This window comes from Nocardia sp. NPDC051030 (genome assembly GCF_040683015.1).
Taxonomy (GTDB): Bacteria; Actinomycetota; Actinomycetes; order Mycobacteriales; family Mycobacteriaceae; genus Nocardia.
Window position 1 is genome coordinate 569,026 of sequence record NZ_JBFBCD010000006.1, and the last position, 24,998, is coordinate 594,023.

The 24,998-nt window shown below is 66.7% G+C and carries 22 protein-coding genes and 2 tRNA genes; 14 read left to right on the forward strand and 10 right to left on the reverse strand.

Annotated elements, in window-relative coordinates; genetic code table 11:
• Window positions 1-36: 36 nt before the first annotated feature.
• Both AB0N05_RS23375 and AB0N05_RS23380 read right to left on the reverse strand, forming a co-directional pair.
• A complete protein-coding gene (locus tag AB0N05_RS23375; protein ID WP_364697800.1) occupies window positions 37-1,086 on the reverse strand; it encodes a hypothetical protein in 1,050 nt (349 codons plus the stop codon).
• 76 nt (window positions 1,087-1,162) lie between these two features.
• The gene (locus AB0N05_RS23380) at window positions 1,163-1,705 is read right to left on the reverse strand and encodes a MarR family transcriptional regulator (RefSeq protein ID WP_364697802.1); all 543 of its coding nucleotides are present in this window, start codon (window positions 1,703-1,705) and stop codon (window positions 1,163-1,165) included.
• Between the two features lie 107 nt (window positions 1,706-1,812).
• Between AB0N05_RS23380 and AB0N05_RS23385 the strand changes: the two genes are divergently transcribed.
• Window positions 1,813-1,883 (forward strand) — tRNA-Cys (locus AB0N05_RS23385).
• A 110-nt stretch (window positions 1,884-1,993) separates the two neighbouring features.
• On the opposite strand, the gene AB0N05_RS23390 is transcribed toward AB0N05_RS23385, so the two are convergent.
• Complete coding sequence (locus AB0N05_RS23390; RefSeq protein WP_364697804.1) at window positions 1,994-2,503, reverse strand: hypothetical protein; 510 nt, start codon at window positions 2,501-2,503, stop codon at window positions 1,994-1,996.
• Window positions 2,504-2,656: 153 nt separating this feature from the next.
• On the opposite strand from AB0N05_RS23390, the gene AB0N05_RS23395 reads away from it, so the two are divergent.
• From AB0N05_RS23395 to AB0N05_RS23405, 3 genes are read left to right on the forward strand one after another with little or no spacing between them, the layout of a single operon-like run.
• A complete protein-coding gene (locus AB0N05_RS23395) occupies window positions 2,657-3,676 on the forward strand; it encodes an iron ABC transporter substrate-binding protein (RefSeq protein WP_364697806.1) in 1,020 nt (339 codons plus the stop codon).
• 2 nt (window positions 3,677-3,678) lie between these two features.
• Entirely contained in the window at window positions 3,679-5,229 is a 1,551-nt protein-coding gene (locus AB0N05_RS23400; protein WP_364697808.1) for an iron ABC transporter permease, read from the forward strand.
• Window positions 5,226-6,353, forward strand: coding sequence for an ABC transporter ATP-binding protein (locus tag AB0N05_RS23405; RefSeq protein WP_364697810.1), 1,128 nt, complete (start codon window positions 5,226-5,228; stop codon window positions 6,351-6,353). Before AB0N05_RS23400 ends, AB0N05_RS23405 begins: the two co-directional genes overlap by 4 nt.
• 13 nt (window positions 6,354-6,366) lie before the next feature.
• Here the strand turns inward: AB0N05_RS23405 and AB0N05_RS23410 are convergent, their stop codons facing one another.
• Entirely contained in the window at window positions 6,367-7,233 is an 867-nt protein-coding gene (locus tag AB0N05_RS23410; RefSeq protein ID WP_364697812.1) for a DoxX family protein, read from the reverse strand.
• Window positions 7,234-7,322: 89 nt separating this feature from the next.
• Between AB0N05_RS23410 and AB0N05_RS23415 the strand changes: the two genes are divergently transcribed.
• Together AB0N05_RS23415 and AB0N05_RS23420 are read left to right on the forward strand one after the other, a co-directional pair.
• The gene (locus AB0N05_RS23415; RefSeq protein WP_364697814.1) at window positions 7,323-7,682 is read left to right on the forward strand and encodes a hypothetical protein; all 360 of its coding nucleotides are present in this window, start codon (window positions 7,323-7,325) and stop codon (window positions 7,680-7,682) included.
• 166 nt (window positions 7,683-7,848) lie between these two features.
• Window positions 7,849-9,216: a hypothetical protein gene (locus AB0N05_RS23420; protein ID WP_364697815.1), complete on the forward strand. Its 1,368-nt coding sequence runs from the start codon at window positions 7,849-7,851 to the stop codon at window positions 9,214-9,216.
• A 13-nt stretch (window positions 9,217-9,229) separates the two neighbouring features.
• On the opposite strand, the gene AB0N05_RS23425 is transcribed toward AB0N05_RS23420, so the two are convergent.
• Both AB0N05_RS23425 and AB0N05_RS23430 read right to left on the reverse strand, forming a co-directional pair.
• Window positions 9,230-10,495 carry a lipase family protein gene (locus AB0N05_RS23425; RefSeq protein WP_364697817.1) on the reverse strand — a complete coding sequence of 422 codons (1,266 nt, stop codon included), beginning with the start codon at window positions 10,493-10,495 and terminating at the stop codon, window positions 9,230-9,232.
• Window positions 10,496-10,520: 25 nt separating this feature from the next.
• The gene (locus AB0N05_RS23430; protein ID WP_364697819.1) at window positions 10,521-10,916 is read right to left on the reverse strand and encodes a helix-turn-helix domain-containing protein; all 396 of its coding nucleotides are present in this window, start codon (window positions 10,914-10,916) and stop codon (window positions 10,521-10,523) included.
• Between the two features lie 85 nt (window positions 10,917-11,001).
• Between AB0N05_RS23430 and AB0N05_RS23435 the strand changes: the two genes are divergently transcribed.
• Together AB0N05_RS23435 and AB0N05_RS23440 are read left to right on the forward strand one after the other, a co-directional pair.
• On the forward strand, window positions 11,002-11,928 hold the full coding sequence (locus tag AB0N05_RS23435) for a zinc-binding dehydrogenase (protein WP_364697821.1): 927 nt from the start codon (window positions 11,002-11,004) through the stop codon (window positions 11,926-11,928).
• Between the two features lie 13 nt (window positions 11,929-11,941).
• Window positions 11,942-12,352 (forward strand): nuclear transport factor 2 family protein, encoded by a 411-nt coding sequence (locus tag AB0N05_RS23440; RefSeq protein ID WP_364697823.1) that lies wholly within the window; start codon window positions 11,942-11,944, stop codon window positions 12,350-12,352.
• Between the two features lie 83 nt (window positions 12,353-12,435).
• Here the strand turns inward: AB0N05_RS23440 and AB0N05_RS23445 are convergent, their stop codons facing one another.
• The 4 genes from AB0N05_RS23445 to AB0N05_RS23460 form a co-directional block, all read right to left on the reverse strand.
• Window positions 12,436-13,209, reverse strand: a complete 774-nt coding sequence (locus AB0N05_RS23445) for a glycosyltransferase (RefSeq protein WP_364697825.1) — start codon at window positions 13,207-13,209, stop codon at window positions 12,436-12,438.
• 477 nt (window positions 13,210-13,686) lie between these two features.
• Window positions 13,687-13,762, reverse strand: a tRNA-Arg gene (locus tag AB0N05_RS23450).
• A gap of 112 nt (window positions 13,763-13,874) precedes the next feature.
• Complete coding sequence (locus AB0N05_RS23455) at window positions 13,875-14,588, reverse strand: DUF305 domain-containing protein (RefSeq protein WP_364697827.1); 714 nt, start codon at window positions 14,586-14,588, stop codon at window positions 13,875-13,877.
• Between the two features lie 20 nt (window positions 14,589-14,608).
• Window positions 14,609-15,538, reverse strand: a complete 930-nt coding sequence (locus AB0N05_RS23460; RefSeq protein ID WP_364697829.1) for a DUF3105 domain-containing protein — start codon at window positions 15,536-15,538, stop codon at window positions 14,609-14,611.
• Window positions 15,539-15,662: 124 nt separating this feature from the next.
• Between AB0N05_RS23460 and argS the strand changes: the two genes are divergently transcribed.
• From argS to rho, 6 genes are all read left to right on the forward strand, one after another.
• Complete coding sequence (gene argS / locus AB0N05_RS23465) at window positions 15,663-17,321, forward strand: arginine--tRNA ligase (protein ID WP_364697831.1); 1,659 nt, start codon at window positions 15,663-15,665, stop codon at window positions 17,319-17,321.
• Entirely contained in the window at window positions 17,321-18,742 is a 1,422-nt protein-coding gene (gene lysA, locus AB0N05_RS23470; protein WP_364697832.1) for a diaminopimelate decarboxylase, read from the forward strand. The genes argS and lysA overlap by 1 nt, the downstream gene beginning before the upstream one ends.
• Window positions 18,739-20,082 carry a homoserine dehydrogenase gene (locus AB0N05_RS23475; RefSeq protein WP_364697834.1) on the forward strand — a complete coding sequence of 448 codons (1,344 nt, stop codon included), beginning with the start codon at window positions 18,739-18,741 and terminating at the stop codon, window positions 20,080-20,082. The genes lysA and AB0N05_RS23475 overlap by 4 nt, the downstream gene beginning before the upstream one ends.
• Complete coding sequence (gene thrC / locus AB0N05_RS23480; RefSeq protein ID WP_364697836.1) at window positions 20,079-21,164, forward strand: threonine synthase; 1,086 nt, start codon at window positions 20,079-20,081, stop codon at window positions 21,162-21,164. The genes AB0N05_RS23475 and thrC overlap by 4 nt, the downstream gene beginning before the upstream one ends.
• A gap of 26 nt (window positions 21,165-21,190) precedes the next feature.
• A complete protein-coding gene (gene thrB, locus AB0N05_RS23485) occupies window positions 21,191-22,144 on the forward strand; it encodes a homoserine kinase (protein WP_364697838.1) in 954 nt (317 codons plus the stop codon).
• Window positions 22,145-22,484: 340 nt separating this feature from the next.
• Entirely contained in the window at window positions 22,485-24,596 is a 2,112-nt protein-coding gene (gene rho / locus AB0N05_RS23490) for a transcription termination factor Rho (RefSeq protein WP_364697840.1), read from the forward strand.
• Window positions 24,597-24,998 lie beyond the last annotated feature (402 nt).

Sequence of the window (24,998 nt, forward strand, 5' to 3'; positions counted from 1 at the left end):
CAGGGGTTCGGGGGCTTGCCCCCGAGAAATCTTCACTCACCCATGTTTGGGCGGCCCGACGACTTCCACCGTGGGCGGCTTGCCGTCCGTTTGATCCCCGGTATTGCGGTCCATGGCGAGCGCTCCGACGATGGTTCCGCCGAGGGTGGCGGTCACAGCTACCGCAGCTACCAGTTTGCGGCGGGACACCGGCTCCGACAGGCTTCCTTGCGGCGAATTCACCGGCGTCAGGTGCACGCTGCGTACGCGGCGGGCGGACGGGCGCTCGGCGGCCAGCAGGACCGCGCCTCGGGTGGAGACGAATTCGGGTTCAGGGTCATAGATCAAGGGCAGATCCAGCTGCTGTTTCAGCTCGTCGCGGATGCTTTTATTGCGGACACAGCCGCCGAGCAGGGCTATGGCGGTCGGATGCACGCCGGTCTCGCCGATCATGTGGCGGACGAAGGAGGCCGAATGGTGGATGCCGGCCTCGATGAGATTCGCGAAGTCGCTGCGGGTGATGACCGCGCGGCGACCGGAGATGGGGTCGCACACCGCGAGCACCTTTTCGGTGGCCAGGGCTTCCTTCTGGTGGCGTGTGCCCTGCATGTCCAGGGTGACGCCGCCGCGGACCAATAACCAGCGCAGCAGGGCGTCGTGGCCGTCGCCGCCGAGCACGGTGCTGCGCTTGGTGGCGAGAATGGCGTCGGTACGGCAGTCGAGCTGGGTCAGGGTCAAACCGGACGCGCCCAGGTCGTAGAGCAATATCGACCCTTCGGACGGTAGTCGGCCGGTGAATCTGAGATATCTCATCTGGGCGACGGGCTCGTCGATGACGGTGAGGCGATTGCGCCCGGCCGTGGTTCTGATGGCCTCCGCTTGGGAGGAGCAGCGGGTGGTCACGGCGATGCCGGTAATGAATTCGTCCCGCTTGGCGGCCGATTTCCGCATGAGGCGGATGGATTCGAACACCGATTCCTCAATACCCCCGGCCGTGCGACGACCCACCTTGCACCGGTCGATCGGGGGGAGATGTGGCTGGTCGGAGTGGGTGAGCATGGCGCGCGCTCCCGCCGCGCCCGCCGAGACCCCGAGGACCAGCACCATGGCCTCAATGGTGAACCTTTTGCGAACGGAAGCCAAGACTATGACGCAGGAAATTGGCTGTTCGTATGCTGGACGGTTACTGTCCGGCCCATCTGGTCGGCGAGCCACCGGTATCGAAGTCGCCGGCAGCTTGCCGGAACTCCGCCAGCAGTTCCAGCAACAATTGCAAACGTTCCGGCGGCAGACTGGTTTCCGCGAACACCTTCCGGTTCAGCTCAGTGGTGGCCTTGGCCACCAATTCCCTTCCGGCATCCGTTATTTCGATCAGCGTCGCCCGCCGGTCACTCGGATGTGGCACCCGCTTCACCAGCTTCGCCGCCTCCAGCCGGTCCACGGTGTTCGTGACACTCGTCGGATGCACCTGCAACCGGGCACTGGCCACCGCCATCGGCAACGCACCCGTTTTGCTGAACCCCAGCAGCATGAGTAGCTCGTACCGGGAAAACGTCAGCCCCGAGGGCTTCAACGCCTCATCCACCCGAGCCATCACGATCTGCTGCGCCCGCACCAGCGAGGTCACCGCCGCCATCCCGTCGGCGACCTCACCCCACCCATGCTCCGTCCACTGACGATGCGCCTCCTCGATCGGATCGAGTGGCAAGGGACGTGGCCGGGACATGCACTCGATCATCGCATGTGCACGGCCGTCACCCCGAGCGCCGAAAGAAATCACGGTGATTCCAACCCTCGCCGGAAGCCGCCGAGCACGCCATTATTGATTGCAATGCGGGTGTGTCCGAGTGGCCAGGAGACGGTCTGCAAAGCCGTTCACGTGGGTTCGAATCCCGCCGCTCGCTCTGAAACCAAGTGTGCCCCTATGGAATCCATAGGGGCACACTTGCGTCCGAATCGCCGGTCGCTCACCGAATTCGGTTGGGCATGAGCCGAACTCGGTCGAATCAGCGAATTACTTGCCGTCCGCCGAACAGACTTTCCATGAGCCGTCTTCCTTGCGCAGGTGTTCGGTCGCGGTGGTGGTCTTGTTGTCGGTTCCGGCGAGCGCCAAGGAGCCCGTCATGGCGGCGGTGGCGCGGTCGCCGGTGATGGCGATCTTGTCGACCGAGACGATCTGAATGGTGAACTTGCCCTGATCGGCTGCGCTCTTCTGAGAAGCGGGTAGGGCGTTGAACTCGGCGCGGTCGGCGGCGCAAGCCTGCTGCACGGCCACGGATGGTCCCTGCTTGGACAGGGTTCCGTAGAAATCGCGGATTGCGGACTCGATGCGCTGATTGTCGGTCGTCGCGGATTCCTTGCCGTTCAAGTACACCGCCGTGGCGGTACCGCCGCCCAGTACGGCGACTGCCAGCACACTCAGTCCGACGATCAAGCCGGTGCGCCGCGGGCCTCGATGATTGCTGGAGACTTGCTGAACGGGTTGAGCTTCGCTGTACGGTTGTCCGCCGGGCGGGAAGGTCATCGAGTTCCTGTCGAGTCGAGCCAGCACTGAATGTCCGCAGATTACGGCAAATAGGTTGCGATTCGGTGGGGTGACGGATCCGCCCGTTTGTTCGGACGGTAGGTTGGTTAGCCAAACCTCATAGATGAGGATTGGTGTGTCGAAAGGACGGTCATGACGGCGGCCCGTTGGAAATTTCTCTCCGGTGCGATCGCGGCTATCACGCTCCTGGGGGTGACCGCCTGCTCGAATTCGTCCAAGGACGACAACGAGATCCTCGTCTACAACGCCCAGCACGAATCCCTCACCAAGGAATGGGCCGACGCCTTCACCAAGTCGACCGGCATCAAGGTGACCCTGCGCCAGGGCGGCGATACCGACCTCGGTAACCAGCTCGTCGCCGAGGGCAAGAACTCGCCCGCCGACGTCTTCCTCACCGAGAACTCCCCGGCCATGGCCCTGGTCGAAAACGCGGGCCTGTTCGCCGATCTCGGCCCGGACACCCTGAAGAACGTGCCCGAGCAGTTCCGCCCCTCCACCGGCAAGTGGACCGGAATCGCCGCGCGCTCCACCGTTTTCGTCTACAACACCGGCAAGGTCCCGGCCGACCAGCTGCCGCACTCGCTGCTCGATCTGCAGCAGCCGCAGTGGAAGGGCCGCTGGAGCGCGGGCGTCTCCGGCGCCGACTTCCAGGCCATCGTGGCCGCCCTGCTCGAGCAGAAGGGCGAGGACGTCACCAAGGCGTGGCTGAAAGGCATGAAGGACAACGCCATCGCCTCGCAGAACAATGTGACCACCATGAAGGGCGTGAACTCCGGCCAGTTCGACGGCGGCGTGATCTACCACTACTACTGGTACCGCGACCAGGCCAAGACCAAGGAGAACAGCGGCAATACCGCGCTGTACTACTTCAAGAACCAGGATCCGGGCGCCTTCGTGTCGATTTCCGGTGGCGGCGTGCTGAAGTCGAGCAAGAAGCAGGAGAACGCGCAGAAGTTCATCAACTTCATCACCTCCCAGCAGGGCCAGGAGGTGCTGCGCGACGGTGATTCCATGGAGTACCCGGTCGCCGCGAACGTCTCCGCCAATCCGGCGCTGCCGCCGCTGGATTCGCTGGGCGCGCCCAAGATCGACCCGAGCAAGCTGGACGCCAAGAAGGTCACCCAGCTCATGACCGAGGCCGGTCTGCTCTAACCATGGCTGTCCGGACCGCTGTAGCGACCCGGGCCGGTCGGCCCGGGCTCCTCGTCACGATCGCCGCACTCCTCTTGGTGGCGGCCACCTTCGTGCCGCTGGGCTACATCGTGTCCACCCTGTTCAGCACCGGATTCCATGAGACCGCGGAGCTGGTCTTCCGGCCCCGCGTCGGCGAACTGCTGCGCAATACCGTGAGTCTGGTGGTGCTCACCGTTCCGATCTGCCTCACGCTGGGCATCGGCCTGGCCTGGATTGTGGAACGCACCGATGTTCCCGGAGCCGCCTGGTGGGGGCCGATTTTCGCGGCGCCGCTGGCGGTTCCGGCCTTCGTCAACAGTTACGGCTGGGTCAGCGCCTTCCCGTCGCTGCACGGGTTGTGGGCGGGCGTGCTCATCGCCACCATGTCGTATTTCCCGCTGGTGTACCTGCCCGCCGCCGCCACACTGCGCAGGCTGGATCCGGCGGTGGAGGAATCCGCGCGGGCGCTCGGGTCCGGGCCGGTGGAAGTCTTCGTGCGAATTGTGCTGCCGCAGTTGCGATTGGCCATTCTGGGTGGCGGACTGCTGATCTCCCTGCATCTGCTCGCCGAATACGGCGCGTTCGCCATGATCCGGTTCTCCACCTTCACCACCGCCATCTTCGAGCAGTACCAGTCCAGCTTCGCCGGAGCGGCGGGCAGCACCCTGGCCGGTGTCCTGGTGGTGTGCTGCCTGGTGCTGCTGGCGGGCGAGGCGACCCTGCGCGGTAGTGCCCGCTACGCCCGCATCGGCGGCGGTGCGCCGCGCGCCGCGACCCGGGTTCGACTGGGGGTCAATAAGATTCCGGTATTCCTGCTGCTGGCCGGGGCGCTGGCGGTATCGCTCGGCGTGCCGCTGTGGACCATCGTGCGCTGGCTGCGGCTCGGCGGGTCCGCGGTGTGGAATATGACCGATCTCGGTGAGGCGCTGGGCCAGACCGTCGGATTGGCCGCCACCGCGGCGGTGATCACTACCTTGTGCGCGTTCCCGGTCGCGTGGATCGCGGTGCGGTCGACCTCGCGGTTCGCGCGAATCATCGAGGGCTGCAACTACATCACCAGCTCGCTGCCGGGCATTGTGATCGCGCTGGCGCTGGTGACCGTGAGCATTCGCTGGCTGCCCGCGCTCTATCAGACCGCCGCGACCGTGCTGGCCGCCTACACGCTCATGTTCCTGCCGCGCGCGCTGGTCAGTGTCCGATCCGGACTCGCGCAGGTGCCGGTCGGGCTCGAAGAGGTGTCGCAGGCGCTCGGCAAGTCCGGCGTCGTCACCTTCTTCCGAATCACGCTGCGGCTCACCGCACCCGCCGCGGCCTCGGCGGCGGCCATGGTGTTCGTGGCCGTCGCCACCGAACTCACCGCCACACTGCTGCTGGCCCCCAATGGGACTCGCACCCTCGCCATGCGGTTCTGGTCGCTGTCCGGCGAATTGGACTATGCGGCCGCGGCCCCGTACGCGCTGATCATGATCATCGCGGCGGTGCCGGTCACCTATCTGCTCTTCACCCAATCCAGGAAGGCGGCAGGATTATGAGTCGTCTTGTCGTAGAGAATGTTTCGAAGACCTTCGGGCACACCACGGTGCTCGACGGCATCGACCTCGACGTGCCCGACGGGAGTGCCACCGCCGTGGTCGGCTCCTCCGGCTGCGGTAAGACCACCCTGCTGCGGGTGATCGCCGGATTCGAGCATCCCGACCGCGGATCGGTGTCGGTCGGGTCGAAAACCCTTACCGGCCAAGGAGTCACGCTCCCGCCGCACCGCCGGAACATCGGCTATGTGGCGCAGGACGGCGCACTCTTCCCGCATCTCACCGTCGGCCAGAACATCGCCTACGGATTGAACGGGGGCCTGGGCGGCAGCCGTCGCCATCGCAAGCAGGTGGCCGAACTCCTCGAGATGGTGTCCCTCGACCCGTCCTATGCCGATCGCCGCCCGCACCAGCTGTCCGGCGGACAGCAACAACGCGTCGCCCTCGCCCGCGCCATGGCCCGCAAACCCGTGCTCATGCTCCTGGACGAGCCCTTCAGCGCCCTCGACACCGGACTGCGCGCCGCCACCCGCCAAGCCGTCGCCGACACCCTGCGCGCGGCCGGTATGACCAGCATCCTGGTCACCCACGACCAGGAGGAGGCCCTCTCCTTCGCCGACCAGGTCGCGGTCATGTGCACCGGCCGTTTCACCCAGGTCGGCACGCCCGAACAGGTCTACGCCGCCCCCGCCGACCTGTTCACCGCCGGATTCCTCGGTGACACAGTCCTTCTCGACGCCTCCGTCGGCGCGGAAACCGCCGAAACCGTCCTCGGCCGCATCCCCGTCCAATCCGGTGCCCCGGTAGGTGCGGGCGCGGTCATGATGCGCCCCGAACAACTCCTCGCCCACGTGGTCGGCAATGGCGATCCGGGCTGCGCCACCGTGCGGGCGCTCGAATTCCGGGGCGCGGACGTCATGCTCACCCTCGACCTCGACGGGCGCGCCGAACCGATCCAGGTGCGTCGCGTGAGCATCGGCTCGCCCAGCGTGGGTGACCGAGTGGATCTCGAAGTCCTCGGTGCCGCAGTGGCATTCACCTCCGAGCAGTGCGCGGCCGCCGCAACGATCGCCAATGGCGCGGCGGCCGGAATGGCCACCGCGCCGGGAACACTGTCGGCTGTCTGATCCCAGCCGGGCGCTACGGTCGATTCGGCATCGACAGGGCGGGAATGCGGAGCGGCAACGAGAACGCGGCCGTCGCGTCGTCGTCCGGGCCGAGCGTGCGGTTCTTGGAGCGCAATGCCCACGAAATCAGTACGCACAGAGCGAAACCCGATGTCCACAGCTTGTGGCTGAGGATCGAGCCGAATGCGATGTGCGAGGCGAAGGCGCCACCGAAGTCATAGAACGCGCCCGCATAGGCCCACTCCTTCAGACGCGGGTAGCCGGGCACGACGATCGTCAATGCGCCCAAGACCTTCCAGGTTCCCAGGAGCGGCAGGAAGTAGGTGGGATAGCCGAGTTCGACCATGCCGCCGGTGGTTCCGCCGCGCTGGATCAGATCGGCCACGCCGCCGGTGAGCAGGACGAAGAACACAATGCCCGTGGCGGTCCAGAATCCGTACCGCGCGAGGCGATTTCCCTCGAACGACGAAGCCCACGTGAAGGTGACCTTGCGGCGTGATTCCGGGCGCAGCACCCACGACACGCAGGTGATGGCGGCGAAGCCGAGCGGACCGGCGGCGGCCGCGTAATCGCCGTCCACTGCGAGGGAGATGGATGCGCCGGTGTAGATGAAGAGGACGCCCGCGTAGACCCACTCCTTCAGACGCGGGAAGCGTGGGACCAGCAGGACGGCCGCGCCGGGAATCTTGGCTATTCCCAGGATGACCGCGACATAGGTTGGATAGTGCAGCTGCGTTTCGACGACATCCTTCACGTAGTCGATGCGCATGATGTCCCAGATTCCGCCCATGGCGGATTCGAAGGCGATGATGGCGGTGGTCACCCAGTAGACGATGGTGCGGGCCCGGACGCCCGAGTCGGCGCGGAGAAGTGTGGTCACGATGCTATGACCTGCCGCCCGGCGTGAATGTGACCGGCGCGCCGTGCGAGCACTTATATTGGCGCGAAGGCTTGATCTAAGGAGAACCGTTGCGCCGCACGTTGTTCGTCACGTCCGTCCTGGCCGCCACCGCATTCGCCGTGGCTCCGCTCGCCACCGCCGAGCCGCCCGCCGGGGACTCCGCGGTCAAGGTACAGGCCGTCTTCGGGGTGGAGCAGTTCCCCATCGCGGGCGTCGCCGCCGACCTCGCGCCCTGCGCGGGCGGTGCGGCCCTGCCGACGGTGACCACCGGCAATGACGGCACGGTGACCCCGGCCGTTCCGGCGGGCTGCTACAAGGTGCAGATCACCACGCCGTCCGGCTGCACGCTCGACGGTGACGCCGCGCAGCAGGTGACCACGATGGTGGGCGTGACCCCGACCGCGACCTTCCGCTTCCGCTGCGCCTGACGTCGCTGATCCGTAGCCGCCGGTTTGCGTCGAACCGATTACGGCCGGTGTGGATGGAGTCACTTCCAGGAGCCCGCCCGAATTGTCACTGTAACCTCGATGAGAGATAGCTGGTTCGTATAGCAGTAACGCGATAGGCGTCGCATCACCGACGGAAGGTGACGAGATGGGCGCGAGGTTCGCGTTGGAACATCAGATCGGCATCTCCTCGCTACCGGATATCCGCCGGTACACCGGGGTGATCGAGGTGACATCGGCCCTGCTGGGCGCGATAGTCGCCGGTCTTTTGCTGATGGCTCCACTCGATCTCGGCTCGACCGCCGACGGACCCCTTCAAATCGACCTCGTGGTGCTGAACATGCCGCGCGCCGCCGCGGCCGGAGCCGTCTTCGCGGTGGTGTCGGCCGGACTATCCATCGCGCTCGGCCGGCGCACCGCCTGGGTCGTCGCCTTCGGCAGCGCCGCCGTTCTGTTCTTCGACCGGGTATGGAATCTGGATATCGCCGCGACCGGGACGCTGACCACGGTCAACTACATCGACTCGATCTTCAGCGGCATCCTGCTCGGCGCACTCGCCGTGGCGATCTTCGGCAGGCGCTCGGCCTATCCGGCCTTCCTCGTCGGGGCGCTGACCGGCATCGCGCTCGGCGACCTCACCGCACTACCGAGCATGCACAGCGAGAAGTACTCGCTCATCGAATGGGCGGCAGGCACCAGCCCGCCACTCTGGATGCTCTTCCTGGCGGCCTTGGCACTGGGCCTGGGCATTGTGGTGCAGCGTCCGGAGGCCGCGCCCGATGCCGCCTCCTCCGATCTGCCCATCGGCCCGATTCTGTCCGCGCTGCTACTGGTGACGGCGACATCGGTCTCGACCGAGTGGTTCGTGCGGCACGCCGGGACCCACCTGCAGATGGCGGGGGCGGCGGCCATCACCATCGTGGCGGCGTCGCTCGCCGCGCTGCTACTGCCCGGGCGGGACGGGACCCTGGTGCTGCTGGCCGTCGCCATGACCAATGTGGGCAGTGCGATCATCGCGGTGCCGCGCCCGAACTGGACCGCGCCCATTCCGGTGCTCGCGGTCGTACTCGGCCTCTATGCCGGATTCCGGTGGGCCGCACCGTGGGCCGCGGTCGTCGGGCTCGCCGGGCTGGCGGTATTCGCGGCCCTGACCGCGGGAATCGCGCAACGGGACGCGCTGATTCCGGTCATCGGCATCACGGTGGCCAGCATCCTGCTCGGCTACTGCTTCGGCGCGGTGACGCCGAAGGCCGCGCCGACCGTCGTGGTGGCCCTGGCGGCGCTGATAGTGCCGCCGCTGACCATGGCCTTGCGCGGCAACAGTTTCGGCCGGGTCGCCTATTCGCCGCGATGGTATCGGGATCCGCAGGGGGCGGTCTCGGCCGCGCCCGGGTGGACGGCGCTCGCCATCACGGTGGGCTGCGGGCTCGCGATACTCGCGCTGCGTCACATTCGGAGGCCGCGTGGCGTTGTCGCGCCGCTCGCGATCACCCGGAAACCCTTGCCGCGGGCCTGATCCGGCCCGACGCTCACCTGCCGAAGCGGGCGTTCACCCAGGCCAGGGCATCCTCGAACGAGGCGTCCAGGACGGCTCGATGATCCGCACCCGGATAGCCGCGGTACTGGACCGGGCGACCCGACACCCGCTGCTGAGCAACCATGGCGTCGGTGGCCAGGGCGGGGACCGTGGTGTCCATACGACCCTGGAGCACCAGCAGCGGTTGAGTGAAAGCCAGTGTGCTGGGATCGTTTTCATCGAGCACCCGGGTGAGGGCGGAGATGTCGCCGATCGGGGAGAAGACCTGACTCACAGGCAGGCCACCCCAGGAATCCGGTTGCCGGAGCTGCCCGATGCAGCCGGTATCGGCCAGTGGCACCATGGAATCGCTTCGCGCGGTGAGGAATCGGCCCGGATCGACCGGGGCGACGGTCTGCGCGCCGCGAACGATCAAGGGCAGGAACGAGGTCGAACCGCCGGTGAGCGACGAGACCGCATTGACCGCCCCCACCGAGGTCGCAGTCTGTGCCGCCTGCAAACCCAGGCCCTGATGCGAGGCCGGGGCCAGAGCGACCGCGCCGAGCAGGTTCAGTTCGGGGGCCCATTGCCGGGCCTGAGCGTCGGTGAATACGGCAGCCTGACCACCCTGCGAATGCCCGATCGCCACCCATCGGCTACCGATCTCCGCATCGATTTCCTTTGCGGCCCTTGCCATATCGGTGACGGCCCGCTGTTCGGCCGTGCCGATCAGATACCCGTGCGGCCCGGGTGTGCCAAGCCCCTGATAGTCGGTCTGGGCGACCGCGTACCCGGCCGCCACCCACTTGGCCTGCACGCCGCGCACCAGCGAGGTGTAGTCGTGCGCGGGAAATTCCGGGGAGGTGTCCAGCGACGGAGCACACACATCCGCGACCCCGGTGGTGCCGTGCGCCCAGGAGATGAGCGGCCACCCGCCCTCCGGCGGATCGCCCTCGGGAACCGCGACGGTGCCGGAGACCGCGACCGGATTGCCATGCATATCCACGGATCGGTACAGCACCAGGTAGTTCCGGGCACCGGGCAGTCCCGGATCACCGGCGATCGGACGGAACTGAATGACCGAACCGGGTGCGCCGGGGACTCGATCCTCGGCCGGTGTGTAGAACGACAGCCCCGAGGGTTCCTCCGTGACCGGTGTGGCCGCGCCCGTCCCCGTGACCACGCTCGCGCCGGTGAGGGCCACCGCCAATGCGGTGCCGATCCGTCCGGCCAGCCGGACACGGGCGTGCGCTGGCGCGCTGTTCTCAGGGTCCGGCATGTCCAGAACATACCGGTCTGTCGTCCTACCTCGTGGACGGCTCGCGGTCGTCGTACGCCGAACGGGCGGAGACGATTTCCTCGATGTGCTCGTAAGACCACGCGCGCAGACCCGCGATCGCCGTGGCCAGGCTGCGACCCAGCGGGGTCAGCGTGTACTCGACCGTCACCGGAACGGTCGCGAACACCTCGCGGGACACAATGCCGTCACGCTCCAACGCGCGCAGTGTCTGCGTGAGCATCTTCTGGGTGATGCCCTGGATCCGCTTGCGCAGCTCCGAGAATCGCTGCGTCCCCGGTTCGAGAGCCAGCAGCACCAACCCGGTCCAGCGTTCCCCGACCCGATCGAACACCTGCCGGGTCGGGCAGTTGATATTGAAGACATCCCATTCGGGCGTGCCCTCTACCTCGATGGTTTCCACCAGGTACCTATACCACCAATTACTGCCTTCTTCCCGGGCGAAACCAACCTCCCTAACGTCTGTCCCAGTGACACAGGAGGAAACCATGAAGGCACTCACGGCCACCGCCGACGAACGACTACTCACCCTCGCCGAGGTCCCCGGCCCCGTGCCCGCCGCCCACGAGGCGGTCATCGAGGTCGAGGCATTCTCGATCAATCGCGGTGATTACTTCGCTCTCACCGGCGTATACGGCACCGACCCGATCCCCGGGCACATTCCGGGCCAGGACATCGCGGGCCGCATCATCGCCGCGGCGGCCGACGGCACCGGCCCCGCCGTCGGAACCCGCGTGGTCGCCCACGCCTCGGGCGGCGGCTGGGCGCAGCGGGCAGCCGTCCCCACGACCGCGATAGCTCAACTCCCGGAGCATCTTTCGGCAACAGCCGCAGCCACTCTCCCGTTGGCGGGCCTCACGGCCCTGCGACTCCTCCGCCGAGCGGGCGACCTCACCGGCAAGCGGCTCCTCGTCACCGGCGCATCCGGCGGAGTCGGCCACCTGGTGGTCGAACTCGCCATCGCCGCCGGAGCCACCGTGACCGCGGTGACCGCCACCCTCGAACGCGGACAGCGCCTGGCCGGTTACGGCGCTCACGTGATCACCGAAATCGATTCCACCACGGCACAATTCGATGTGATCATGGAATCGGTCGGTGGCGACACCTTCACCGCGGCCCTGGCCCACCTGGTCCCCGGCGGCACCGTCATCTGGTTCGGCCAGGCCAGCCGTCAACCCATCCGCCTGGACTTCTTCGACCTCTTCGGCGCGACACCCTTCACCCTGCACCACTTCCCGCACTGGGTCTCCGACACCACGGACGCCGAAGACCTCACCGAATTGGTCCGCTTGGCCGCCACCGGGGTGATCCATCCCGAACTGGGCCGCACCGCCGACTGGCTCGAAACCACCACGGTCCTCGAGGATCTGGTGAACCGCCGAATCCGCGGCAATGCCGCCCTCACCCTCGCCTGACAGGAGCCCCGCCATGACCACCGAACAGACCCGCACCCTCATCACCGACTACATCGCGGCCCTCCGCAATGGCGAGGCAGCCGCCCGCCGAGCCGAATTCTTCACCGAGGACGCCACCTGGACCGTCCTCGGTGACCTCCCCGTCTCCCGCACCTGGAAGGGTCGGGACGAAATCTTCAACGGCTTCCTCACCCAGATGCTCGCTCGCTTCGACCTCACCCAGCCGATAACCCAGGACCTGCACACCGTCCTGGCCGACGGCGACCACGCCGGGGCCGAATGGACCACCCACGCCACCACCATCGACGGCGCGCCGTTCACCAACCGGGTCGCCATCGTCTTCCGAATCACGAACGGCCGCATAGCCGAAGCCCGCGAGTACTTCGACACCGCCTACGTCGGCCGCCTCCTCTTCGGCAGGTGACGCAGGCATGGGGGCTATTCACCATCGCGATGGGCTGATCGGATCCGCAGACGCTGATCGGGGGGCGAGTTGTGAACCAGGGATCAGGCGGGCAGGCGGTTCGAGCTTATCGCCATCAGGGCATGAGCTCGCTCATCGATCAGCCGCATTCGGGCCCGCCACTCTTCGGGGTGGTTGTGCGCCTTGCTTGCGGTTTCCTGACCGGGATGCTTTCGGTAGAGCAGACCGACTTCGCTGTCGAAGAACCCCGTTGTGAGGATGCTGGCGGCAAGGAGCATCCCCGTGTCGTCAGAACCGGGCACGCCCATCCATCCTCCTAGGGCGGTCACCAATGAGCGGCGGATGCAGATTGTCGTCGGGTGAACGGGAAGTCGAAAATTATGCGACCGCCAATGATCGAGGACCACGCCTGGAAGTAGCCTGCCATGGGGCGGATCATTGTCGAAGCCGACAGTGCTCCCATCAGGCAGCAGATCAAGCAGCCGCGATGTAGTCCAAGCGATCTCGCCGTTGCTCGCTGTGAGGGTCTCGATATCGCGTGCCAGGACGCCTGACACGAGAAGGTCGTCGGCATCGAGATTCTTGACCAACTCACCCCTGGAATTGGCCAACGCAAGATTCCTGGTCAGCGCGACTCCACCTCGTCGGCCAGTATGGAATGAGATTCGCTCGTCGATTCCTCGCAGAATCTCCTCGGCGACGCCCGTGCTGCCATCTTCTTGAATTACCCACTCGAGGGACCAGCCTTCGGGCAACTCCTGCGAGATGACAGAGTCGCATGCCGCTTTCAGGTGATCCGGGTCCGGGTTGTAGACCGGAGTTATCACGGATATAAGTCGGTCCACGCTCAGCTCCATCTACTCAACTTGGTTGCGCGCCCGGGGATCCGGCCGTCCCGCCGCGTGAACACCTGATCTTGGCCAGGATCGCACAGTGCACCGCGTGGCGCATCGCGTATCAAAGCGCACTCGCGGACGTGGGATCGCCTGACGGGCAAGACCATTCGGCAACTGATCCAACGTTGGCATAGGAGGGGTGGGGAATATCTCAGCTCCTGGCCGAACAGCAAGTGCGAGAGCGGTCGTCGGCGATTCGTGACGGAAACCGCTGTGGACGAATACATTTCGGGGTTGGAAAACCATAGCTGGCAGCAGCTGCCCCGAAGACCGAAGCGTCGTTCACCCAGCGGACCTACGCCCATTCCCAGGACGATGCGCTGCGCGCTGCGGGGCTCACATCGGGGGAGGTTGTGACAACTCGTGACAATGAGGCGGAATGAGTCCTCGAACGAGAAAGGCCCTGACCGCTTGAATGCTGGTCAAGGCCTTATCTTGTGGTGCCCTCGGCAGGATTCGAACCTGCGGCCTTCTGCTCCGGAGGCAGACGCTCTATCCCCTGAGCTACGAGGGCGGGGATTGTCCGAGCCGGTCTCCCGGTCGGGCGGGGAAAGCGTATCGCATTGGGTGCGCTGCACCAAAAACCTGAGCGGACCGGGCGTTTTGAGTACCCGGTCCGCTCGCGGTCAGTTGAGGGGGAGGGGGGTGGTATTGCGGGCGGCGAGCATTTTGGTCATGAGGTCGGCCTCGCTCGCCTGGGTTTTGGCCATGGATTCCGCGAGGGAGCGGACGGCGTCGGTGTCGGCACGCTGGGCGGCGTATTCGATCATCGGCATACCGCCCTGGTGGTGGCGGAGCATGAGTTGCAGGAACAGGGTGTCCAGGGCCGGGCCGGTGGCCTGGCGGAGGGCGGAGAGTTCCTGTTCGCTGGCCATGCCGGGCATGGTTTGCATCGGGCCCGACATGGCGGTGCTGGACGCGCCACCGTGGTGATGCGACGACGTGTCCGTCATCCAGCCCATATAGCCGTCGGCGCCGATGAGGGGCTTGTCCCATTGCTGGAGCCAGCCCTGCATGCGGCCCGCCTGATTGGCCTGGGTGGTGAGAATGTCGTAGGCCAGGCGCTTCACGTCCTGGTCGGTGGAACCGGCCAGCGCGATGCCGGACATCTGCACCGCCTGGGTGTGATGGACCGACATGTCCTGGGAGAAGCCGACATCCACCGTGCCGGGCGCTGCCTGCGCCTCGTCGAGGGGGTTGCCGATCAGGATGCCTGCCGCGAAACCGAGCAGCAGCACACCGATGACGCCGAGCACCAGCAATGCGGGCTTCTGACTGCGGCGAGGCCGCTCATCCGGTTCGACGGTCGGCTCCTCGGGGTCGGAACTGCGATCGGGCACATCGGAAACGAACGGTGGCATTACTGCGTCGGGACCGGCTGCTCGGACTCCGGAGCCGGACCATCGGTCGGCGCCGGAATCGACGGGATACCGCTGGGCAGGGTCAGGCCGCCCGGCAGGCTCGGCAGACCGCCCGGCATGGTCGGCGCGCCGCCGCCACCCAGCTCGGTCGGATCCTGGGTCAGGCCCTTACCGTCCATCGGCACCGCGTCCGCACCCGGCGCGCTGGCGTCGAAGGCCGGCGGGTTGTCGGTGCTGAAGGTCGGGTTGGCGCAGTCCGCACCCACCTCGGGGTAGGCGTACTGGTTCAGGCGCAGCGCGGTGATGAACTCGGTCACGCGCTTGTCATCGGCCTTCTCCAGCTTCAGCTGATGGCCCCACGACTGCAGGGAGATCGGCGAATCCAGGCCCGGGTACGGCGACATCAGGCTGTACGGCTTGCCCTGCACCTTCGACTTCAGCAGATCGATGCCGGACTGATCCACCTTGTCCGGGTTGTAGGCGATCCAGACCGCGCCATGCTCCAGCGAATGCACGGCATTCTCGGTGCGAATGGCCTTCGGGTACACGACGCCGGTGCACGCCGCCCAGGAACCGTCGTGCGGGCCACCGAAGGGCGGAGCCTGGTCATAGGCCACCCGCTGCGTGGAGGCCACGTGCAGGCCCGCCGGGTATTCCTTCTTCACGACGCCCGGAATCTGATCCGACGGATCCTTCTTCTGCGCGCTCGGCGTGTACTTCTCGTTTTCGCGCTTGTCCTGGATCTTCGGCACCAGCACCCAGGCGATTCCGCCGATCAGGGCGATGATCACGGCGACGGCGCCGATCGTCAGCCACGGAATATTGCGTTGGTTGGGAAGTTTGCCGCCTTTACCCTTACGGACAGAGCTCGCGGACTTGCCCGCGGCCTTGATGGCCTTGGCCGACTTGGCACTGGTACTGCTCGGCATGCTTTTGTGTGCTCTCTTCGACGTGTCGGACAATCAAACGATGCGGCGGCATCGTTTGCTGGGCGCCTGCCCGGTCGGTGCCCGCTCGCAGCGGTTACCTGCTCAGACCATAGGATAGTGACTCGTGACTCCAGCTGACCTTGCAGATCTCCTTCGCGCAACCGCTGCGAAGGTACTTGTCGAACGTGGATCCGACCCTGCGGTCCTGCCCGACGAGGTCAAGGTGGAGCGTCCCCGCAACCCCGAGCACGGTGACTATGCCACGAATGTGGCCCTTCAGGTAGGGAAGAAAGCGGGAATCAATCCGCGCGACTTTGCGAACCTGCTGGCCGGAGCGCTCTCCGACGCCGAGGGCATCGATGTCGCCGAGGTCGCGGGACCGGGCTTCCTGAACATCCGGCTGGCCAAGGCCGCCCAGGGTGCGATCGTCGAGAAGATTCTCGCGGCGGGCCCGGAGTACGGCTCCGCCGACGCGCTGACCGGCACGAAGATCAACCTGGAATTCGTGTCCGCCAACCCCACTGGACCCATCCACCTGGGCGGCACCCGCTGGGCCGCCGTCGGTGACGCGCTCGGCCGCATCCTGTCCGCCCAGGGCGCGGACGTCACCCGCGAGTACTACTTCAACGATCACGGCGCGCAGATCGACCGCTTCGCCCACTCCCTGGTCGCGGCCGCCACCGGGCAGCCGACGCCGGACGACGGCTACGCGGGCGCGTACATCAACGAGATCGCCGACACCATCGTCGCGGCCAATCCGGGTGCCGCCGAGTTGCCGGAAACCGAACGGCACGAACTGTTCCGGCGCGAGGGCGTCGAGCTCATGTTCGAGCAGATCAAGCAGAACCTGCACGAGTTCGGCGTCGACTTCGACGTGTACTTCAATGAAAGCTCGCTGTTCGCCAGCGGTGCGGTCGAGAAGGCCATCGAGACGCTCAAGTCCTCCGGCAAGCTGTACGAGAAGGACGGCGCCTGGTGGATCGCCTCCACCGAGTACGGCGACGACAAGGACCGTGTCGTCATCAAGAGCGACGGCAACTCCGCCTACATCGGCGGCGATATCGCCTACTTCCAGAACAAGCGCTCGCGCGGCTACGACCTGTGCATCTACATGCTGGGCGCGGACCACCACGGCTACATCGGCCGTCTGAAGGCCGCCGCCGCCGCGTTCGGCGACAACCCGGACACCGTCGAGGTGCTCATCGGCCAGATGGTGAACCTGCTCAAAGACGGTGCGGCATTCCGCATGTCGAAGCGGGCGGGCACCGTGGTCACCCTCGACGACCTGGTCGAGGCGATCGGCGTGGACGCCGCCCGGTACTCACTGGTGCGCTCCTCGGTGAACTCCAGCATCGATATCGACCTCGATTTGTGGAGCAAGGCCGACAGCGAGAACCCGGTCTACTACGTGCAGTACGCGCACGCCCGGACCAACAACATCATCGGCAATGCCGCCGCATTCGACTTCGATTCGGTGACACCGGACTTCAGCCTGATGACCGCCGATCGGGAAGGCGCGATCATCCGCACCCTCGGCGAGTACCCGCGGGTGGTGGCGACCGCCGCCGAACTGCGTGAGCCGCATCGCGTCGTCCGCTACCTCGAGGAACTGGCCGGTGTCTACCACCCGTTCCAGTCCGATAAGGACATGCGGGTCATCCCGCAGGGCGACGATCCCGTCACCCCCCGAAATGCCGCTCGCCTCGAGCTGGTCAAGGCCACCCGTCAGGTTCTCGCCAATGGCCTCGGCCTGCTAGGCGTCTCTGCTCCGGAGCGTATGTAATGAGTGCCCACCCCGCCGGTCCCCGCCACGCCGACATCCCGCACGCCCCCAGTCTGGCCGAGCGCCCGAGCGATCCGCGTCAGATGATCGATCTGCCCGCGAATGTCTGGCCGCGCAATGCCTCTCGCGATGCCGACGGCGTCGTCCGCCTGGCCGGCGTGCCGGTGCACGAGCTGGCCGCCGACTTCGGCACCCCGCTCTTCATCATCGACGAGGACGACTTCCGTTCCCGCTGCCGCGATATGGTCCGCGCCTTCGGCGAGGGCGCGCGAGTCCACTACGCCTCCAAGGCTTTCCTGTGCGGCGAGATCGCCCGCTGGATCCGCGACGAGGGCCTGCACCTGGACGTCTGCTCCGGCGGCGAACTGGCGGTGGCGCTGCATGCCGGGTTCCCGGCCGAGCGAATCGCCCTGCACGGCAACAATAAAGCCCTGACCGAGCTGGAGATGGCCGTTCAGGCGGGCGTCGGCCACGTGGTGCTGGACTCGCTGATCGAGATCGAGCGCCTGGAGGCCGTGGCCAAGGCCGCGGGCAAGGTCCAGGAAGTCCTGGTCCGTGTCACCGTCGGCGTGGAAGCCCATACCCACGAATACATTTCGACCGCGCACGAGGATCAGAAGTTCGGCTTCTCCATTGCCGGCGGCGATGCCATGCAGGCCATCGCCCGCGTCTTCGAGTCCGACAATCTGCGCCTGGTCGGCCTGCACAGCCACATCGGCTCGCAGATCTTCGAGATCGACGGTTTCGAGATCTCTACCCGCCGCATGCTGGGCCTGCTGCGCGAGGCCGTCGACAAGTTCGGCGTGGAACGCGCCGCACAGATCAATGTGCTGGATCTCGGTGGCGGCCTGGGTATTTCGTACCTGCCGAACGACGATCCGCCGTCCCTGGACGATTTCGCCGCCAACCTGCGCCGCATTGTGGCCGAGGAGGCCGAGCGCGCGGGCCTGCCCATGCCGACCATCGCGGTCGAGCCTGGCCGCGCCATCGCCGGTCCGGGCACGGTGACGCTGTACGAGGTCGGCACCATCAAAGATGTTGTGCTGGATGCCGGTCTGCGTCGCCGCTATGTCAGCGTCGACGGCGGCATGAGTGACAATATCCGGCCCGCGCTGTATCAGGCCGAGTACGACTGCCGCCTGGTCTCGCGTTCCAGCGAGGCCACCGCCGTCGTGGCTCGTGTGGTCGGAAAGCATTGCGAGAGTGGGGATATCGTCATTCGCGATACCTGGCTCCCGGCCGATGTCGGCCCGGGTGATCTGGTCGCGGTGGCGGCGACCGGCGCGTACTGCTACTCGATGTCGAGCCGTTACAACCTGCTCACGCGGCCCGCGGTGGTCGCTGTGCGAGACGGCAAGGCGCGCTTGATTCTTCGCCGCGAAACGGTGGAGGACCTACTCAGCTTGGAGGTGAAGGCATGACCGAGGTAGCCAACGCTGCTGTCAAGAACGGCGTGTGGGGATCTGATCACCCGATCGGTGTCGCGGTCCTCGGCATGGGCACGGTCGGCACGGAGGTGGTGCGCGTCATTCGCGACCACGCCGAGGACCTGTGCAACCGGGTGGGTGCTCCCGTGGTGCTGCGCGGTGTTTCGGTGCGCGATCTGAGCAAGGACCGCGGCATCGACCCGTCCCTGCTCACCACCGATGCCGAGGCCCTGGTCGCCCGCGACGATGTGGACATCGTCGTCGAGGTGATGGGCGGCATCGACCCGGCCCGCGCCCTGATCAAGGCCGCGCTCACCGCCGGAAAGTCCGTGGTCACCGCCAATAAGGCGCTGCTCGCCGACTACACCGGCGAACTGGCCACGGCCGCCGAGAGCAACCGCGCCGACCTCTACTTCGAGGCCGCGGTCGCCGGAGCCATCCCGGTGGTCCGCCCGCTCATCCAGTCGCTGTCCGGCGACCGGGTGAATCGCGTGGTGGGAATCGTGAACGGCACCACCAACTTCATCCTCTCCGCCATGGCCGAGACCGGCGCCGACTACAGCGACGTGCTCGCCGAGGCCACCCGCCTGGGCTACGCGGAGGCCGACCCGACCGCCGACGTGGAGGGCTATGACGCCGCCGCCAAGGCCGCGATTCTCGCCTCGGTCGCCTTCCATACCCGCGTCACCTCGGCCGATGTCTACCGCGAGGGCATCACCAAGATCACTTCCGAGGATCTGGAGACCGCCGCCGCCGTCGGCTGCACCGTGAAGCTGCTGGCCATGGCCGAGCGCGTCGTCGAAGAGGGCGGCAAGGACCACATCTCGGTCCGCGTCTACCCGGCCCTCATCCCGCGCAAGCACCCCCTCGCCGCGGTCTCCGGCGCGTTCAATGCCGTGGTCGTGGAGGCCGAGAACGCCGGTCGCCTGATGTTCTACGGCCAGGGCGCGGGCGGCGCTCCCACCGCGTCGGCCGTCATGGGCGACCTGGTGATGGCCGCGCGCAACAAGTTCTACGGCGGTCGCGCGCCGGGTGAGTCGGTTTACGCTGAACTGCCGATCGCTCCGATCGGCGACACCCCCACCCGCTACCACGTGAACATGCAGGTCGCAGACCGCGCCGGCGTGCTGCAAGCGGTGGCCGGCGAATTCGCCAAGCATGGTGTCAGCATCTCGACGGTCCGCCAGGAAGGCCACGATTCGGGCGCTCGCCTGGTTGTGGTGACCCACCACGCGCAGGAATCGGCGCTGGCCGATACCGTTGCCGCGTTGGCTGAACTGGACTCCGTCACGTCCGTGACCAGTGTTCTGAGATTGGAAGGCACCGAGGAATGAGTACGACTGCGGGCTCTGCCGTGCATACCCCGTGGCCGGGGTTGATCGCCGCGTACCGGGATCGGCTGCCGCTCGGCGCTGACTGGGAACCGGTGACGCTCTTCGAGGGCGGCACGCCGCTCGTTCAGGCTCACTACCTGTCGCAGCTCACCGGCTGCGAGGTGTACCTCAAGGTCGAAGGCGCGAACCCGACCGGTTCCTTCAAGGACCGCGGCATGACCATGGCCATGACCGAGGCCAAGGCCAGCGGCAAGACCGCCGTCCTGTGCGCCTCCACCGGCAACACCTCGGCCTCGGCCGCCGCCTACGCGACCCGCGCGGGCCTGCACTGCGCGGTGCTGATCCCGCAGGGCAAGATCGCCATGGGCAAGCTGGCCCAGGCGGTCATGCTGGGCGCGAAGATCATTCAGGTCGAGGGCAATTTCGACGACTGCCTGGAGCTGGCCCGCAAGGTCACCGCCGACTTCCCCGAGGTCGGCCTGGTGAACTCGGTCAACCCGTACCGCATCGAGGGCCAAAAGACCGCCGCCTTCGAAATCGCGGACGTCCTGGGCAAGGCCCCCGACGTCCACATCCTCCCGGTCGGCAACGCGGGAAACATCACCGCGTACTGGAAGGGCTACAGCGAGTACTTCGCCGACGGCGTCACCACCTCGCGCCCGCGCATGCTGGGCGTGCAGGCCGCCGGTGCCGCGCCGCTGGTCAATGGTGCTCCGGTCAAGGATCCCGAAACCATCGCCACCGCCATCCGGATCGGTTCGCCCGCATCCTGGAACGGTGCGATGAACGCCAAGGACGAGTCCGGCGGCGCCTTCCGGGCCGCCACCGATGACGAGATCCTCGAGGCGTACCGCCTGGTCGCGAGCCGCGAAGGCGTGTTCGTGGAGCCCGCCTCGGCGGCCTCGGTCGCCGGTCTGCTGGCCGCGCACGCGGACGGCTGGCTGGAGCCCGGCCAGACCGTCGTCTGCACGGTGACCGGCAATGGCCTCAAGGACCCGGACAACGCCCTCAAGGGCATGCCCGAGGTCAAGCCGATCGCGGTCGACCCGGTCGCCATCGCGCACGAGCTCGAGCTGGCCTGACCTTGAATTCGCGTGAAGGTCAGTTGATGACCAGGACCCTGCCACCGGGACTCACCGTCACGGTGCGGGTTCCGGCATCCAGCGCCAATCTGGGGCCGGGTTTCGATTCCCTCGGAATCGCTTTGGGGCTTTTCGACGAGATCGTGGTGTCCACCACGGACTCCGGGCTCACCATCAGGGTCGAGGGGGAGGGCGCCGACGAGGTGCCCTGGGGCCCTTCGCATCTGGTGGTGCGGGCCATCGAACGCGGCCTGCAGGCGGCGGGCGTCTGGGCGGACGGCCTGGACGTGGTGTGCCGCAATGTGATTCCGCATTCGCGAGGTTTGGGTTCTTCGGCGTCGGCGGTGGTCGGCGGTCTGGCCGCCGGTCGCGGCCTGGCCGGGAAGTTCGATCCCGAACTGGCTTACGACGATTCGGTCATGGTGCAGCTGGCCTCGGAATTCGAGGGTCATCCCGACAATGCGGCGGCCAGCATTCTGGGCGGAATCGTGGTGTCCTGGACGGAAACCGACCGTCCGGCCGAATCCAATGGCGCCACCGAGCATCACCCCCGCGCGTACCGTGCGGTGCGCCTGGAGGCGAATTCCGCACTGCGACCGGTGGTTCTGATCCCGGAAGAGCACTCTTCCACCGCGCATACCCGGGGTCTGCTGCCGGATATGGTGCCGCATGTGGACGCGGCGTTCAATGCCAGCCGCGCCGCGCTCGCGGTAGTCGCCTTGACGGAACGTCCGGACCTGCTCATGCCCGCCACCGCGGACCGGCTACACCAGGGTTACCGGGCCTCCGCACTGCCGCTCACCACGAAGTGGATCGAACGACTGCGCGCCGCCGGCATCCCGGCCACCGTGTCGGGCGCGGGCCCGACCGTCTTGGCCTTCACGACCAGCGAATTCCCCGCCGAGCTGCGTGAACTCGCACTCGCGGACGGCTTGCGCGTGCTCGAACCGGGCATCGCCGACGGCGTATCGGTGGATTGACAGCGCGCCTGCCTTGCCGACGATGGGGGTGGGAGCTATCCTGAGCGAGTCCGTACATCGTGCGCGTCAGTCGCCGGTGCTTCATCAGGGCAAAATCGCTCCAGAGGCTCCTTGCTCGGGCTCGAAGCTTGAGGCTCGATACTTGGGGGTAGCCAGTCAACTGGAATGATCTCTCCCACCCTGCCGTTCGATGAACACCAGCACTCGGTGAAGCCCACATAGTGGTGCCCCAACCGGCCCGGCGAGACCGGCGATACGGCATCCGAGCCCGGCATACGACCGGGCTGCAGGAGGAACCCTCGAAGTGGCACACGGCACTCGAGGGAAGGAAAGGATTTCCGTGACAGATACGGACCTGCTCGCGACACCCGGGGTGGAAAGTGATTCACATTCCTCGGATCGCGAAAGTGACTCCGGACAGATTTCGAAGATGAGCGAACAAACTGACGTCGCACGATCGGGGCTGACTGGAATGTTGTTGCCGCAGTTGCGTGCGCTTGCGGGAGAACTCGGTATCCGAGGTACTTCCGGGATGCGTAAGGGTGATCTCATCGCCGCCATCAAGGAGAATCAGTCGGGTGGTGGAGCCAAGGCTTCCGCCCCGGCAGCCGAACCCGCGCCCGCCAAGGCCGTGCGGAACGATGCCAAGGCCGGTAAGGCCAAGGCCGAGGCTGCGCCGAGCGGCGGGGAGTCCGCATCGGCCCCTGCCGAGACTGCTCCGGCGAAGACCGAGTCCGCGAAGGCCGAGGTGAAGGCGGAGGCTCCGGCCAAGACCGCCGAGCCCGCTAGCCACGACAGTGCTAGCCACGTGAATGCCTCTGACACGCGGGAATCCAAGCGCGAAGAGTCTGAAGGTAGCCGCTCCGAGAGTGGCGATGACGGCCGCGAGGGTGGCCAGCGTGGCCGCGGACGGCAGCGTCGGGGCCGCGAGCAGCGGGCCGCCGCCGCGACCGGCAATGCCGAGTCGGGTGCCGCCACGGACACTGCCGCCGGTGAGCAGAAGGCTGACCAGGAAGGCGGTGAGCGTCGCCGCGAGCGCAATAACAATCAGCAGAACGGCGGCCAGAACCGCGAGAACCGCGGCAACCAGCAGAACCGTGAGAACCAGAACGGCACTGCCCGCGGTGGAAACAATGGCCCCGATCGCGATCGGGACCGGGCGCGCAATAACGATGACGACGAGGAAGGCGGCCGCGGTCGCCGGGGACGTCGTTTCCGTGAGCGTCGCCGTGGGCGTGACCGCGAAGACGGTGGCACCACCACCGGTGGCGGTAGTGATGCCCGCGACGTGGAGATCCGCGAGGACGACGTCCTGCAGCCGGTCGCCGGCATCCTCGATGTCCTCGACAACTACGCGTTCGTCCGCACCTCCGGCTACCTGGCCGGCCCGAACGACGTGTACGTGTCGATGAACCTGGTCCGCAAGAACGGCCTGCGCCGCGGTGACGCCATCACCGGTGCGGTCCGCGCTCCGCGCGACGGCGATCAGAGCAACCAGCGGCAGAAGTTCGATCCGCTGGTGCGGTTGGACACGGTCAATGGCGCGGATACCGACTCCGCGAAGCGCCGACCGGATTTCAACAAGCTGACCCCGCTGTACCCGAATCAGCGACTGCGGCTGGAAACTCAGCCGAACAAGCTGACCACGCGCATCATCGATCTGATCATGCCGATCGGTAAGGGTCAGCGCGCGCTGATCGTGTCGCCGCCCAAGGCCGGTAAGACCACGATCATGCAGGACATCGCGAACGCGATCTCGGTCAACAACCCCGAGTGCTACCTCATGGTCGTCCTGGTGGACGAGCGTCCCGAGGAAGTGACCGATATGCAGCGCTCCGTGCGCGGCGAGGTCATCGCGTCGACGTTCGACCGGCCGCCGAGTGACCACACCCAGGTCGCCGAACTCGCCATCGAGCGGGCCAAGCGCCTGGTGGAAATGGGCCAGGACGTCGTCGTGCTGCTCGACTCGATCACTCGATTGGGTCGCGCGTACAACAACTCGTCCCCGGCGTCGGGCCGAATCCTTTCCGGTGGTGTGGATTCCACCGCGCTGTACCCGCCCAAGCGGTTCCTCGGCGCGGCCCGCAATATCGAAGACGGCGGCTCGCTCACCATCATCGCCACGGCGATGGTGGAGACCGGTTCCACCGGTGACACGGTCATCTTCGAGGAGTTCAAGGGCACGGGTAATGCCGAGCTCAAGCTCGATCGCAAGATCGCCGAGCGCCGCGTGTTCCCCGCGGTCGATGTCAACCCGTCCGGCACCCGCCGCGACGATCTACTGATGTCGCCCGATGAGGCCGCGGTCCTGCACAAGCTCCGGCGCGTGCTGTCCGGCCTGGACTCGCATCAGGCCATCGACCTGCTGGTCGACCGGTTGAAGAAGACCAAGAGCAATGTCGAGTTCCTGATGACGGTCTCCAAGACCGCCCCGGGCGCGATCGACGAATAGCTCTGGCGCACAAGGTCATACACGACGAAGGCCCCGCTACGGCGGGGCCTTCGCCGTATCTGCACCGGGCGGGGGCTGTAGAAGAACAACCCGATCAGCGCCGCGCCGTAGATCATGCAACCCAGGATGAGCGCGGTCACGGCGCCGGCACTCTCCAGAGGGAGAGGCTCGGAGCCGGACGCCGTGACCGCTGTGTAGGTGAGCGTGCCGTCCCCGTGCGACGGGATAGGGGTCGGGTTCATGGGCCCCGCCGCAGTACCGGACTCCCCGGGAGCCGTGCACCAGCCCACGATCACGATCAGGCTCAACCCGGCCAGGACCACCCCCGCGACGGCTTCCGCGCGTCGCCGGTGTGCCCACCCGGCGACCGTTCGCGCGGATAACGGGAATAGGGACCCCGTT